Source organism: Kitasatospora sp. NPDC018058 (genome assembly GCF_044327205.1).
GTDB lineage: Bacteria > Actinomycetota > Actinomycetes > Streptomycetales > Streptomycetaceae > Kitasatospora.
The window spans coordinates 312,589-326,171 of record NZ_JBIRFA010000007.1 but is presented as its reverse complement, the minus strand read 5'-3'; the positions used below and the strand labels follow the sequence as shown (position 1 = coordinate 326,171).

Below are 13,583 nucleotides of genomic sequence, written 5' to 3'. Positions count from 1 at the left end.
GGTGATCATGAAGCGTAGAGAACTCCATGATCGGGCGAACCGTGCCTGCCCTGCTACTGCCGATTAGCTCGGCACCTACTGGCGGACGCCCTAAGTGACCTTGAGGGAGTCGTCCACGTAGACGCCCTTGGCGGGCAGCGGCGGGTTGGCGGCGGCGCCGACGCTCTCGTTGCCGGAGGGGCCGTGGAAGTAGACGGCCAGGGACATCGCGGTGTCGCCGTGCGAGCCGTTGCCGCCGTCGGTGGAGGACAGGTTGACGGAGGCGTAACCGGACTCGCCGGGCTGGAGCGTGACGACGGCCTGCGGCTTCGAATCGGTGATGACGGGGGGCACGGACTGGGCCTCGCCGAAGCGCACGGCCGGGTAGCCGTAGAGGTAGCAGGTGCCGGAGCCGGTGTTGGTGACCGTCAGCAGCATGTGGTTCACGGGGCGGTTCAGCGGGGCGGCGGTGGTCTTGGTGTTGGAGCCCTCGCAGGTGGTCGGCTTGGCCGCCGAGGGAGCTGCGGGGGCCTTCGGCGCGGGGGTGCCGGTGACGGGCTTGGGGCCGGTGGACTGGGGCGCGGTGGCCGGGTCCTTGCCGGTGGAGGCGGTGGCACGGCCGCCGGTGGTGGCGGTGGTGGCGGTGGTGTTGGCGGACGTCGGGGCGGGCGTGGTGGGCACGGCGGCCCTGAGCGACGGGCCGGTCGCCGTCGCGATGTCCCCGTTGTCGCTGCACGCGGTGATCGAGAAGGCGGCGAGCGCGACGCTCGCGGCAGCGGTGATCAGACGGGTGCGGGAGGTGCGGACGGACATGTGGTCGTGCCCCTTTCGGCATTCGCTCGGACGATGGGTCGATCGGATGACCGAAGCTTGCGGAGCGATCCGTCCCAACCGCCACGCCTGGCGGCACGATGGGTAGGGTGGAACGGCGAATGAGGCTCTGACCAGCGGGACTGGAACGGGGCTGGAACGCTGGAACGGGACGCCGGGGGAACGGAGGGGACGGGTGTCGGAGGGTACGGGGGCCGCGGAGGCGGAGGAGTTCGCGCGGCTGCTGCGCGAGCTCAAGGCCCGCTCGGGGCTGAGCTACGGAACGCTGGCCAAGCGGCTGCACACGAGCACGTCGACGCTGCACCGCTACTGCAACGGCACGGCGCTGCCCCATGAGTACGTGTCGGCGGAGCGCTTCGCACGGGCGTGCCGGGCGACCCCGGAAGAGCTCGTGGCACTGCACCGGAGCTGGATCCTGGCGGACGCGGCCCGGGGACGCCGGCCAGACCGGACCCCGGAGCCAGCCCAGGTTCCGGTCCAGGCCCCGGCCCCGATCGCTCAGCCGCGGACTGGCCCGACGGCCCCTGCGGTGGAACCCCCCGCAGGGAAGACGGGCGGGGAGCCGGTCGTCGGGGTGGTGGCGGAGCCCGCACCGCCACGGCGCCGCCGTAGCGCGCTGATCGCCTCCGCTGCGGCCGTCGCCCTGTTGACTGCCTTAGTGGTGGTCATGCGTCCCGCCGTCTGGGGCGACGGAAACGAATCGGGCGGCCGGCCGCCCGCCGGTTCCACGGTGACGGGCCCGAGGGCCGTACCGGAGCCATCCGTCCCCGGCCCCACTGCCCCCACCGCCCACACTGCGCCACCGACCGCCACCGCTACGGCAAGCACCGACGCGACGGCGCCCACGCGCCCGACCGCCACCGCTGCGGCAAGCACCGACGCGACGGCGCCCACGCGCCCGACCGCCACCCCCACCCCCACCCCCACCCCGCCAGGCGACGCGCCCGCGCCGCTCACCGTCGGCACCCGCCCGTACGTCTACGCCGACCCGTGCAGCCAGCACTTCCTCGTCAACAGCGCGCCCGCCCAGGTCGGGCCGCCCGCCACCGAGCGCGACGCCCCGCGCTGGGCCGCCGCCTACGGCGCGGTCTCCTCCGGTGAGCAGGAGGTCGCCCTCACCCTCCAAGGCACCGGAGCGGACACGGTCGTCCTGGAGGCGCTGCACGTACGGATCACGGCCAAGGGCGCGCCGCCCGCCTGGAACGACTACTCGATGGGCGTCGGCTGCGGCGGCGAGGTCGACACCAAGTCCTTCGACATCGATCTCGACAGGGGCAGTCCCGTGATCACCCTCCAGGGCGGCCAGCGCGACTTCCCGTACAAGGTCAGCAAGTCCGACCCCGAGGTCTTCTACGTCACCGCGCACACCAAGGCGCACGACGTCCGATGGGACCTCACGCTGGACTGGTCCAGCGGCAACCGCCGCGGCACCATCCGCATCGACAACGCGGGCACCCCCTTCCGCACCAGCGCCGACGTCAACCGCCCCGGCTACGACTACCCGCTGGGCGGCAGCGAGTGGATCAAGCGGACGGACGGCTAGGGTCGACTTCAGAAGTCGATCTAGGTCACGCGATGACGACTCTCCTGCGAAGGGGCGGCCACGTCACGCGGTACCGCTGTCGGGCACCAGCGCTGGACGGTGACATTCGGTCGGGTGCAAAACGGTCGACACGGCACGCCCCAGGGCACGCCATCCCGCCCCCTCGCGCCGCTCCCCGGCCACTGCCCTCGGGCGCTGCGGGAGCTACGCTCGCGTGAACCCGTGGCTCCGCTCCACTCTCGCCACGTGCAGCGTGTAGCTCTGGTACCACTCGGCTTGCCCGCGCTTCTGCGCCGCGCGGTGCTCGACGTTGCACCGCCACTCCGCGAGGGCCTCGGCGTCGCGGAAGTACCCGACGGTGATGGCCAGCCCTCCGGGAGTCTGCGCGTAGTCCATCCCCAGGTACCCGGGGATGTCCTTCACCAGGTCTTCCATGCGTGCGTTGGTCTCGCTGTACCCACTCTGGTCCTGGGTTCGCACCGCCGTGAAGACAGCCATGTAGTAGGGGGGTTCGTACGCTCCGACGGGCGTGACAGGCGCTTCCGAGTGATCGCTCATGGCGCCACCGTAAGGCGGGACGCGCCCGGCAAGCCAGCTTCTTCCCTGAACGGGATGCATGAGGGATCGGGCTCCTGGCCGAAGCTGTCCGAACGCTCCTCCAGACCTGGAAACGACCACGAGCCCACGAGCCGGGCGTGAGGACCTGCCGGAGCCGGGACAATGGGCCGATGACCAGTCAGCTCCCCCGCGGCCTCCAGCACCTCATCCCCACCTCGCGCGCCACCACCGCCGGCGAGCGCGCCGCCTCCCAGCTGCTCCACCTGCGCACCGCCACCGTCCCGGTCCCGGTGCTGGCCGCGGCCGCCGAGCTGATCGCCGGCCAGCTGGACGACCCGGACCCGGCCACCCGCGACGCCGCCGGCGCCGTCCACGCCCGTCTGCTCGCCGCCATCGAGACCGCCGCGCCCGACCGGTAGCAATTCGGTGGCGGCCCGATTCCGGTGTCGCCCATTCTGGGCGCGTGGCTGATCGTGCGAACTTCGTCGTGGTCCGCGAGAGCGGCGAGTACGAGCTGTACCTGTCCCGGTTCGGTGCCGTGGGGATCGACCTGGACCTGCTGGCGGGTCCGGCGGCGGCGCTCTCGATGGTCCGGGGCCTGCGGATGGACGATTGGTGGCTGGACGACGTGCTGTGCCAGGGGGCGGCGCTCATCGACCTCGGCCGGAAGGTGCTGCTGATGTTCGCCTGGGAGGGGCCGAGCGTCGTGATGCGGCACCGCGCTGCGACCCTGGAGCTGTTGCGGCAGGCCTGGGCGGGGTGGGAGGTGCGCTGGACGTACGACGGCCCCGCGGAGTTGCGGACCTACCTGGGGCTGGACCCGGAGCACGTCCGTGACCGCGGGCGCGAGACCCTGGTCGGGGAGTTGCTGGAGCCGGACGAGGAGGACCTCGCGGACCCGGAGCCGATGGTCGCGGTGGTGACGGTCGGGTCGGACCGCTGCCATGTGGTGGCGCACGCCTCCGACCACCCGGTCCGGGAAGGGACCGCGCTGCTGGAGCGGCTGGTGGGTGCTCCGGAGCACGGGGTGTGCCGGTTGGCGGCCGAGGCCGGGGTCCATGTCGATCCGCTACGGCGCCGGGTGGGCTGGTGGGTGCTCGGGGCGTCGGCGCAGGCGTACGAGATGCCGGAGCGGTGGCCCGGGTGGACGGTCGAGTTCTGGCGGGACGGCTGGGAGGAGCACGTCCGAGTGGCCGCCGGCCGGTTCCAGCCGCCGCCGGTCGACCGTGACCGCGCGCTGGCGGAGGTCCGGGCGGCTGTCGAACTCCGGCACGGCCGGCGGGCGCGCGGGGTGAACTGACGGCAGGCCACTGCGGCCTTCGAGGGGCGGCGACCGGTGGGAGCCTTCACGCGCCGGGATGCGTTCCACCGTCCACGGTGGCGGTGGGACTCGGAGCGACGGCGGGAGCGGGAGCGGGATCCGCAGCGGGGTCCGCGGCGCGGCCGTTGTACTCGGCGAGCGTCTCCCGGGTGAAGCCGAAGAAGTACGTGGCCAGGAAGCCCACGACGTAGCCGGTCACCAGTCCCCCGCCGTAGACGGCGGCGCTCGCGGCCATCCCGTGCGGGCCGGCCAGCAGGGGGAACAGGGCCCAGCCGGAGGGGCCGATGGCGGTCGAGCCGACCGCCCCGCCGAGTTGGCCGGCGGCACCGACGAAGGCGCCTCCGGCGGCCCCGCCCACGCAGGCGGTGATAAACGGGCGCCCCAGCGGCAGGGTGACCCCGTAGACCAGGGGCTCGCCGACGCCGAACAGGCCGGCCGGCAGCGCGGACCTGATGACGGCCCGGATGGAGGCGTTGTGGCGCAGCCTCAGGTAGACGGCCGCGGCGCAGCCGACCTGGCCGGCGCCGGCCATGGCGAGGATCGGCAGCAGGACGGTGGATCCCTGCTGCTGGATCAGGGTGGTGTGGATCGGGATCAGGGCCTGGTGCAGGCCGAGCATAACCAGCGGCAGGAAGAGGCCGCCGAGCACGAGCCCGGCGAGCAGGCCGCCGTGGGCGAGCAGCCAGGTGGCGGCGTGGCCGATGGCGGTGGAGATCTCCCCGGCGACGAACGTCAGGCCGAACAGGGCGGCCAGGCCGCCGAACAGGACGGTGATCGTGGGGGTGACCAGGACGTCCAGGGCGCCGGGCAGGATCCGCCGGGTCCACCGTTCCAGCTGGACGGCCAGCAGCGCGGCGCCGAGCGCCCCGACCACTCCGCCCTGCCCGGGGGTGAGGTGGTGGCCGAACGCCTCGACCTTGGCGACGCCCGCGTAGACGATCACACTGGCCACGGCCCCGCCGAGCACGGGCGTACCGCCGAACTCCTTCGCGGTGTTGTAGCCGACGAAGACGGCGAGCAGGGACATGAAGCCCGCGGAGACCGGCCCCAGGGCGGTGACCAGTGACGGTGCCCAGCCGAGGTTCGCGAGCGCCCCGGAGAGGGCGGCGACGATCCCGCACCCGATCAGGGCGGGGATCAGCGGGACGAAGATGTTCGCGATCCGGCGCAGCGCCCGTTTCGCCGGGGTCGCGTTGCGCACCCGGGCCTCCGCCCGGATCCGCTCGCCGCGCCCGGCGAGAGCCCCGGCGGTGGGGGCCCCGGCGGTGGGGGCCCCGGCGGTGGGGGCCCCGGCGGTGGGAGCCTCGGCGGTGGGAGCCTCGGCGGTGGGGGCGCTCCCCGTTTCGGTCCCGCCGTCGGAGTCCAGGAGCCGGCGCAGCTGCGCGGTGACCCCGGCGACGGCGCCCGGGCCGAGGACGATCTGGAAGGTGTCGTCCGCGACCGTGCCCAGGACGGCCGGCAGCGCGCTGAGCGCCTGGTGGTCGATCAGGGAGCGGTCGGCCAGGCCCAGCCGCAGCCGGGTCATGCAGTGGGCGACCGAGCGGATGTTGGCGCCGCCGCCGACCAGCGGGAGGATCGCCTCGGCCACGGCGCGGTTCTTCTCGTCCGACATGACGAAGGACGTACCCGGATGGTCTCGTCGCTCAACCGGTGGCGGGCACGGACCGCTCCGCAAGCGGGTCGTCCTCGGACAGCATGGTGGTGCGCACCCGGTGCACATAGCGGTCCACCAGGTGGCGCAGCACACTGACCGTGGCGGCGACGTCGGGCTCCGGGACGCCGTCCAGCGCACTGGTGAGTCCGGCGATGTTGGCCTGTTTCAGGCGGTCGAGCGTCTCCCGCCCGTCGTCCGTGATCGCCACCTGGCGGGCCCGGCGGTCCAGCGTGTCCTGGGTGCGTTCCACCAGCCGCTGGCCCTGCAGGCGGTCGATCTGCCGGGTGACGTGGGAGGGCTTGACCATCAGCCGGTCGGCCAGGTCGCTCACCCGGCTGGCCCCCTCGGCCTCGGCGAGCGCGCGCAGCAGGTAGACGTCCGAGCGGGCGGCCGTGATGCCCGCCCGGGCGGTGCGGCGTTCGTGCTCCTGCGAACGCGTCAGCAGGTAGGCCAGCGAGGCCAGTACGGCCTCCAGGTCGGAGGCGGTGGTCCGATCGTCTTCGGCGTCCGGCATGGAGGAACTGTAGCGATCCGGTGCGGCCCGCGGCCGTGGCGGGCAGCGGTGACCGGATTTCGGACAGATTGGGCCGTCCGCCGATGCGCCCTTTCATCGCCACGGAACGCGAGTTAGCGTGACGGTCAGTTAGTTGCTTTTGGCACGTAAATGGCCTGGGCCCTGCCCCACCACACCCGCGGGCCCACCCGACCGGCACCGCCGGCCCCCACCCAGCTCCGAGAAGGGGAGTCCCCCGATGGCCACTGGCGCGAAGACCCCACGCTTCACCCACCCCGCCGCCCGCGGCGCCTGCCCGTTCGCCCCGCCGCCCGCCTACCGGCAGGCCCGGGAGGAGGAACCGGTCAGCCGCATCTCCCTCTGGGACGGCTCGACCAGCTGGCTGGTCACCCGCCACGAGGACGTCAAGGCGGTCCTCTCCGACGCCCGCTTCAGCTCCGACTCCAGCCGGCCCGGCTTCCCGTTCATCAGCGCGGGCGCCCGGCAGCTGAACTCCGGTCAGCCCACCTTCATCCGGATGGACGACCCCGAGCACTCCCGCCTGCGCCGGATGCTCACCGGCGAATTCATGATCAAGAAGGTCGAGGCGCTGCGCCCCGAGGTCCAGCGCATCGCCGACGACCTGCTGGGCCGCATGACCGAAGGACGCTCCAGCGCCGACCTGGTCCGCGAGTTCGCCCTGCCCTTGCCGTCCCTGGTCATCTGCCTGCTGCTCGGCGTCCCCTACCAGGACCACGACTTCTTCCAGGAGTGCAGCCGCGTCCTGCTGCGCCGCGACTCCTCGGCCGAGGACGTCACCGCCGCCCAGGCCCGACTGGCCGACTACCTGGTCAAGCTCACCGACGCCAAGCGCACCCAACCCGACGACGGCATCCTCAGCCGCCTGGTGGCCCGCGGCGAACTGAGCACCGAGGAGATCGGCGCGATGGGCCGGCTGCTGCTGGTCGCCGGCCACGAGACCACGGCGAACATGACCGCGCTCTCCGTCCTCGCCCTGCTGCGCAACCCCGACCAGCTCGCCCACCTGCGCCGGCACCCCGAGACCGCCCCCGCGGCGGTCGAGGAGCTGCTGCGCTACCTGACCATCGTGCACTCCGGCCTGACCCGGGTCGCCGTCGAGGACGTCGACCTGGCCGGTGTGCGGATCCGGGCGGGCGAGGGCGTCGTCTGCATGATCAACACCGCCAACCGGGACGAGCAGCGGTTCCCGGACGGCGACCGGCTCGACCTTTCCCGCGACGCGCGCCTCCACCTGGCCTTCGGCTTCGGCGTCCACCAGTGCCTGGGCCAGCCCCTCGCCCGGATGGAACTGCAGATCGCCCTCGACACCATCCTGCGGCGACTGCCCGAACTGCGCCTGGCCGTACCGTTCGAGGAGATCCGCTTCCGCGGCGAGATGCTCGTCTACGGCGTCCACGAGCTGCCGATCGCCTGGTGACCCGGCCCGACCGGGCCCCGACCGAGCGCCGAGTGGCAAGCACCCCGACGCGCCTAACATCCACCGGAGTCAGCCCCCACCAGGGCCCCGACCGGCCATGTCCCGAAGGGAAGACCATGCTCATCCAGATCGACCAGGAGAAGTGCTGCGGCGCCGGGCACTGCGTACTCGCCGCCCCCGACGTCTTCGACCAGCGCGACGAGGACGGCATCGTCGTCGTGCTCGACGCCGAGCCGCCCGCCGAACTCCACCAGGCCGTCCAGGACGCCGCCGCGGTCTGCCCGGCCGCGGCGATCCGCCTGGAGCAGGTGTGACCGCTCTGCGGGAGGTGGCCGTCGTCGGCGCCGGCGCGGCCGGACTGCACGCCGCCGAAGCGCTGCGCCGGTCCGGCTACGACGGCCGGCTCACCCTGATCGGGGCCGAGGACGAACCCCCGTACGACCGCCCGCCGCTGTCCAAGCACCTGCTCGGCGGCGAGTGGCAGCCCGACCGTCTGGCCCTGCGCGGCCCCCAGGCGCTGGAGGAGCTCCGGCTCGACCTGCGCCTGGGGGTACGGGCCGAAGGCCTGGACCGCCGGGAGCGCACCGTGCGGCTGTCCGACGGCCGGCGGGTGCGCTGCGAGGCCGTCATCGTGGCCACCGGGGTCCGCCCGCGCCGGCTCCCCGGCGCCGACGCGCCGCTGCCCGGGGCCCATGTGCTGCGCACCCTCGCCGACGCCCTCGCCCTGCGCGAGGAACTGCGGTCGGGCGTACGGCTGTTGGTGGTCGGCGGCGGGCTGCTCGGAGCCGAGGCGGCGGCCACCGCCGTCGGGCTCGGCGCCGAGGTGACCTGGCTGACCTCCACCACCACACCGCTGGCCGCCGTCCTGGGCACCGAGACGGCCGCGCTGCTGGCGGACCTGCACCGCGAGCACGGGGTGCGGATCCACCGGGGCGCGGCCACGGCACTGCTCGAACGGCGCGGCCGGGCGGCCGGCGCGCGACTGGCCGACGGCTCCGAACTGGCCGCCGACGCCGTGCTGATGGCCATCGGCTCCGAGCCGGCCACCGAGTGGCTCGCCGACAGCGGCGTCCCGCTGGACGACGGCGTGGTCTGCGACGCCTACTGCGCCGCCGGCCCCGGCGTCTGGGCGGCCGGCGACGCCGCCTCCTGGCCCGACCCGCGCACCGGCCGCCGCCGACGCCTCGAACAGCGCACCAACGCCACCGAGCAGGCGATGCACGCCGCCCGGAACCTGCTGGCCGGTCCGGACGGCGCCCGGCAGGCCTACGAGCCGGTCCCCTACCTGTGGACCGACCAGTACGGGCTGCGGATCCAGGTGTTCGGCCGCCCCGGCGGCGCCGAGCACTTCGAGGTGGTCGACGGCAGCCTCGCCGAACACCGCTTCGCCGCCGTCTGCGTACGGGACGGCCTGGTCAGCGGCGCGGTCGGCATCGCCTCCGCCCGGGCGCTGCGCGGGCTGCGCACCCAGGTCGCGGCGCACAGCCCGTGGCCGCCCGCAGCGGAGTGAACCGGGGCTGCCGAGCTGCCCGCCGCCCCACCGCCGGCCGGGCGGGGCGGCGGGCTCGGGCGCTGGTGGTGGGCGACGGCGGCGCGGGGGCGGCGAGTGCCACCGTGACCGAGGTTCCCGGGTCATCCCGCGGACAGTGCGGTGGCGGGCTTGTTCGACCGTACGGTGCGATCGTCGGGTGGGGCGTTTACCCGGGTTCCCGCAACGGGCGTAGATATTCCGGCCGCGTCGCGAACTTCCCATGTCCGCTTCGGAGTCGAACCATCGAACGTGACGAGGGCAGCCCGGCCGTCGAATCGGCCGGGCTGCCCGTCGGGGTCATGTGCTCAGCCGAGCGGGCGGCAGAGCAGGACGTCCGGGACGCCGTAGTGGAGCCAGCGCCAGGTGTAACCGACGCCCGCCACGTACTCGTCGGAGGCGCACTGGCCCTTGTAGTGGCCCGGCGCCCAGTCGCTCGCCGCCGAGTCGGAGCCGGTGGAGGCCGAGGGTCGGTTGTCGGCGTGGTCGAACCAGACGTTGCGGCCGTTCAGCGGCAGCTTCGCGGCGGACGGGGCGCACAGCAGGGCGGACATGGCGTTGCTGTGCACCGAGTATCCGACGACGAAGGTGTTGTCCGGGCACTGCAGCTTGTTGTAGCCGGACGCCCAGTCGCCCTCGGTGACGTACCGCTCGTCGGTGACGGTCACCCAGTCCCCCGTACCCACGGTCGGCTCGCCGGCGTCGGTGCACAGGCCCCGGCTGTCACTGCGGCCGAGGCCGATCAGGCGCTCACCGTCGGGGCAGTTGCCCTTGCGGTTGCCGCCGCTCCAGTCGGGCAGCGCCATCATGCGGGCCGACACGTTGTAGTCGCCGTGGTCCAGGTTGAGCTGGTTCCAGTGCGCGGACTTCGCGACCTGCCCGGTGTACGAGGGCGCGTTCACCAGCTTGTTCCAGTCGGTGGACCGCCAGTCGCCCTGGTCCTCCAACGACAGCTGCCCGCCCTTGGCATCGTACGAGAGCAGCGCCCAACTGTCCTGCGGCACGCCGCCGTTCTGCCAGCCGACCAGCGGCCAGACGGCGAAGTCGGTGTCGTTGGCGACCAGGATGTCGGTGAAGTCACGGAACCAGGCCTGTTCCTTGGCGTCGGTCGAGCCGCGCCCGCCCGCGCCGAACTCGCTCACCCACACCGGCGCCGTGAAGTGCTGGCCGGCCTGCGTGACGAACAGCGCCTCCTGGTTGACCACCGAGGCCAGCTGGTCCGGCGTGAAGTCCTCGTAACGCGGGTCGCTGGTCGAGCCCGGGCCGCTTCCGGCGCCGGTGTTGGCCGGGCCGGTGTAGGCGTAGAAGTGGGCGGCGTAGACCAACTTGCCGGAGTTGATCAGGGTGTTGGAGAGGGTGGCGACCGGGGCGAGCATCGGGCGGCCGTGGGAGAAGAGGGCGGACGGGATGCCGTACCAGTTGATGCCCTCCATGATGATCAGCATGTCGGGGTCGGCCTGGAGGATCCTGTTGCCGGCCTCCTCGAAGGCGGCGTTCTCGTCATGGCTGTCGCCCATGCCCCAGTTGGGGTCGTCCCAGGTGTCGCGGCGGACCTCGTTGCGCAGGTCGGCACCCACGACACGCTTGTCGGCCTTGTAGCGGTTGGCCATGAACACCCAGTCGTCCTCCCACTGCTGGGTGCTCTGACCGCTGTTCCAGCGTTCGTTGCCGTCCAGGCCGCAGCAGAAGCGGTAGCTGGTGGTGTGGTTGTTGAGGATCACCGCGAAGCCGTCGGCGGTGAGCGCCGCCACCACGGCGTCGTAGACCTGCAGCGGGGTCTTGCCCTTGAGCTGCGGGTTGGCCGCCACCGCCACGTCCGGCACCGTCGAGGTGTCGTGGATCAGCGCGTTCGCGAACGGCAGCCGGATGCTGTTGATCCCCAACCGGTGGAACCCGTTGAGGATTTCACCCATCGGTGCGCGGTCCAGCCCGAGCGGGAGGTTGTACGAGACCTGGCCGGCCTGGTTGTTCGCGGGGTCGGTGGTCGAACCGCTGCCCTCCCACGTTCCCTGCGCACCGGCCCAGTTGCCCGCCTTCAGCTTGAAGCGGTTGCCGGAGGCGTCGACGATGTACCGGCCCCGGGTGCTGAGCGGGCCGTCCCAGGAGGCCGCCAGCTGGGCGCCGGTCAGGACAGTGGGCGCGGCGGCGGTGGCCGTGGTGTCGGCCGATGCCGTCGCGGCACCCCCGACGGTTGTCATGGCGAACGCGAACAGGGCCGTTCCCGCCGCCAGGGCGCGGATCACAGGTCGTCTCATGGTCATTCCCGGACGTGGTGGTGAGGGTGGGGTGCGCACATACGCGGGCCTGTCGTCGGACCGCCGAGGGCGCGGTCCGACGACAGGCCTGAGGTGTGCATGGTAAGGGCGGGGCGTGCGCCCTGTCAGGAGGGCAGGCACCAGAGCTGGTTGGCGCTGGCCTTGCAGTCCCAGATGATCAGCTGCGGACCGGCCAGGCTGGAATCCGGCTCGGCCAGGCAGTTTGCCGACTTCACCGCCCCGTCGGTGGGCGGAGGAAGGGCCCGCGGGTGGTGAGCACGCAGACGGCGGTCAGCGCCGCGCCCGCCAGCATCATCGCGAGGCCCGCCAGTACCGCGACCGGCGTCAGGGACCACCGCCCCGCCCCGGTCCTCGGATCCCTCAGGTACACCGCTCCCCCGTTCCCCACCCGCAATGGTCCCGGACCCGGCCCCGCCGGGGAAGCCCACAGACCGCCTGCGCCCCGCAGGCGCCCCCGCTCAGCCGAAGCCGAGCCGGCGGGGCGCCAGCACGTCGAGGGTGTCCCGCAGCATCGCGAGCGCCGCGCCGAGCGGGCTGGAACGGCCGCCGCTCACGGTGATGTCCCCGGCGTCGGGGCAGCCGTAGACGACCGCCTTCTCCGGACCGGTCAGCGCGTACAACGGGTCGCCGGGGACGGTCCGTTCCAGCCGGACCTCGACCACCAGCGGGTGGTCCGCGCTCGCAGTCGCCACGGCGCGCAGTCGCTGCCCGCGGGCGGCCGCGGCCACCGCCTCCCGGGCGGCCCGCGCGTCCACCGCCTCCGTGCTGACGCGCACGGCCGACGGGTCCCAGCCCCAGAGCAGGGCCGCGAGCAGCCGGGCCTTCGTCGCCGCGTCGCCGCCGGAGAGGTCGGCCGAGGGGTCGGCTTCGGCGATGCCGCGGCGCTGCGCCTCGAGGACCGCCTCGTCCAGGGAATCGCCCGCTGCCAGTCGGTCGAGGACGAAGGTGGCGGTCCCGTTGGGGCAGGCCCTGATCGACCGGCAGCCGAGACCGCGTACGCCCGTTCGCGCCAGGTCCGCCGTCGGGAGGGCGGCACCGGTCGCGCCGGAGATCCTGATCAGGCTGCCGCCCGCCCGCGCGGCGTCGCCGAGTTCCCGCCAGTGGCTGAGCAGATGAATCTTGGTCGCCGTGACCACGTGGACCCCGCGGCGCAGTGCCAGGGCGGCCTCCTCGGCGGCCTGCCGCCGCGCCTGCGGCGACGAGGGGAGCGCCTGGACCAGCGCGTGCGCGCCGGTCTGTTCGAGGGTGTCCTCCAACGCGGTCAACGGGCCCCACACCGCTCGCGGCGGTACCGGGTCACCGTCGCGCACCAGGATCTGCGCGGATCCCACGCGCACGGCCGCGAGCCTCGGCCGGACCCCGTGGTCGCGCGCGATCTCGTCACCCCTCGTCAGCAGCCGCTCGGCGTAGGCCCGGCCGACGGGACCGAAGCCCGACAGCACGACCGCCGGATCATCCACCGGTTCGGGCGGCGCGCTGGTCCTACCGTGCGATGAAGGCATCCCGGCAGACTACCGAGCGACCCCGGGATTCGGCGCGCGGGGGCGCACGCCGACGCATTGGCCGAGTGCAGCGCAGGGTTGCCCGGAGCCGTCCGGATCGCGTCCGAAGTCGGCCCGGGTCTGCCGCAAGCCCTGCGCTGACCTATGACGTCATCGTCCAGCCGGACGCCCGACGGGCGATCCTCCTCGTCGTCGGCATCGGGGCCGCGCTGATCGCGGTCCTCATCCTCGCGATCGCCCTGGCGTGACCCACCCGGGCCGGCCCGGCGCCGGAGGCCACCACCTCGGCCTTCGGCACGTACGGGGCAGCCGAGAACTGGCGACGTCGGGGGGGGGGGGGCCCCCCCCCCCGGGGGGGCGCCCCCCCCCCCCGCCCCGGGGGGGGGGGGCCCCCACCCCCCCCCCCCCCCCCCCCGCCCCCCCCCCGGCCCCCCGCGGG

The 13,583-nt window shown here is 73.6% G+C and carries 12 protein-coding genes; 6 read left to right on the top strand and 6 right to left on the bottom strand.

What is annotated here, in order from left to right; all coding sequences use genetic code 11:
* Positions 1-90: 90 nt before the first annotated feature.
* Positions 91-792 carry a DUF4232 domain-containing protein gene (locus tag ACH4E7_RS13030; protein ID WP_396249106.1) on the bottom strand — a complete coding sequence of 234 codons (702 nt, stop codon included), beginning with the start codon at positions 790-792 and terminating at the stop codon, positions 91-93.
* A 193-nt stretch (positions 793-985) separates the two neighbouring features.
* Between ACH4E7_RS13030 and ACH4E7_RS13025 the strand changes: the two genes are divergently transcribed.
* Positions 986-2,353: a helix-turn-helix domain-containing protein gene (locus ACH4E7_RS13025; RefSeq protein WP_396249105.1), complete on the top strand. Its 1,368-nt coding sequence runs from the start codon at positions 986-988 to the stop codon at positions 2,351-2,353.
* Between the two features lie 204 nt (positions 2,354-2,557).
* Here the strand turns inward: ACH4E7_RS13025 and ACH4E7_RS13020 are convergent, their stop codons facing one another.
* Positions 2,558-2,911 carry an antibiotic biosynthesis monooxygenase family protein gene (locus tag ACH4E7_RS13020; protein ID WP_396249104.1) on the bottom strand — a complete coding sequence of 118 codons (354 nt, stop codon included), beginning with the start codon at positions 2,909-2,911 and terminating at the stop codon, positions 2,558-2,560.
* Positions 2,912-3,081: 170 nt separating this feature from the next.
* Here ACH4E7_RS13020 and ACH4E7_RS13015 point away from each other — a divergent pair, with 170 nt between their 5' ends.
* Positions 3,082-3,330, top strand: a complete 249-nt coding sequence (locus ACH4E7_RS13015) for a hypothetical protein (protein WP_396249103.1) — start codon at positions 3,082-3,084, stop codon at positions 3,328-3,330.
* 44 nt (positions 3,331-3,374) lie between these two features.
* Positions 3,375-4,211, top strand: coding sequence for a hypothetical protein (locus tag ACH4E7_RS13010; RefSeq protein ID WP_396249102.1), 837 nt, complete (start codon positions 3,375-3,377; stop codon positions 4,209-4,211).
* Positions 4,212-4,257: 46 nt separating this feature from the next.
* On the opposite strand, the gene ACH4E7_RS13005 is transcribed toward ACH4E7_RS13010, so the two are convergent.
* Together ACH4E7_RS13005 and ACH4E7_RS13000 are read right to left on the bottom strand one after the other, a co-directional pair.
* On the bottom strand, positions 4,258-5,844 hold the full coding sequence (locus ACH4E7_RS13005; RefSeq protein ID WP_396249101.1) for a PTS transporter subunit EIIC: 1,587 nt from the start codon (positions 5,842-5,844) through the stop codon (positions 4,258-4,260).
* A gap of 31 nt (positions 5,845-5,875) precedes the next feature.
* Entirely contained in the window at positions 5,876-6,400 is a 525-nt protein-coding gene (locus tag ACH4E7_RS13000; RefSeq protein WP_396249100.1) for a MarR family winged helix-turn-helix transcriptional regulator, read from the bottom strand.
* A 238-nt stretch (positions 6,401-6,638) separates the two neighbouring features.
* Between ACH4E7_RS13000 and ACH4E7_RS12995 the strand changes: the two genes are divergently transcribed.
* From ACH4E7_RS12995 to ACH4E7_RS12985, 3 genes are all read left to right on the top strand, one after another.
* The gene (locus ACH4E7_RS12995) at positions 6,639-7,838 is read left to right on the top strand and encodes a cytochrome P450 (protein ID WP_396249099.1); all 1,200 of its coding nucleotides are present in this window, start codon (positions 6,639-6,641) and stop codon (positions 7,836-7,838) included.
* 116 nt (positions 7,839-7,954) lie between these two features.
* The gene (locus ACH4E7_RS12990; RefSeq protein ID WP_396249098.1) at positions 7,955-8,152 is read left to right on the top strand and encodes a ferredoxin; all 198 of its coding nucleotides are present in this window, start codon (positions 7,955-7,957) and stop codon (positions 8,150-8,152) included.
* Positions 8,149-9,348, top strand: a complete 1,200-nt coding sequence (locus ACH4E7_RS12985) for an NAD(P)/FAD-dependent oxidoreductase (RefSeq protein WP_396249097.1) — start codon at positions 8,149-8,151, stop codon at positions 9,346-9,348. Before ACH4E7_RS12990 ends, ACH4E7_RS12985 begins: the two co-directional genes overlap by 4 nt.
* Positions 9,349-9,674: 326 nt before the next feature.
* Here ACH4E7_RS12985 and ACH4E7_RS12980 read toward each other — a convergent pair whose 3' ends face one another.
* Positions 9,675-11,621: a glycoside hydrolase family 5 protein gene (locus ACH4E7_RS12980; RefSeq protein ID WP_396249096.1), complete on the bottom strand. Its 1,947-nt coding sequence runs from the start codon at positions 11,619-11,621 to the stop codon at positions 9,675-9,677.
* A 479-nt stretch (positions 11,622-12,100) separates the two neighbouring features.
* The gene (locus ACH4E7_RS12975) at positions 12,101-13,144 is read right to left on the bottom strand and encodes a homoserine dehydrogenase (protein ID WP_396249095.1); all 1,044 of its coding nucleotides are present in this window, start codon (positions 13,142-13,144) and stop codon (positions 12,101-12,103) included.
* Between the last annotated feature and the right edge of the window lie 439 nt (positions 13,145-13,583).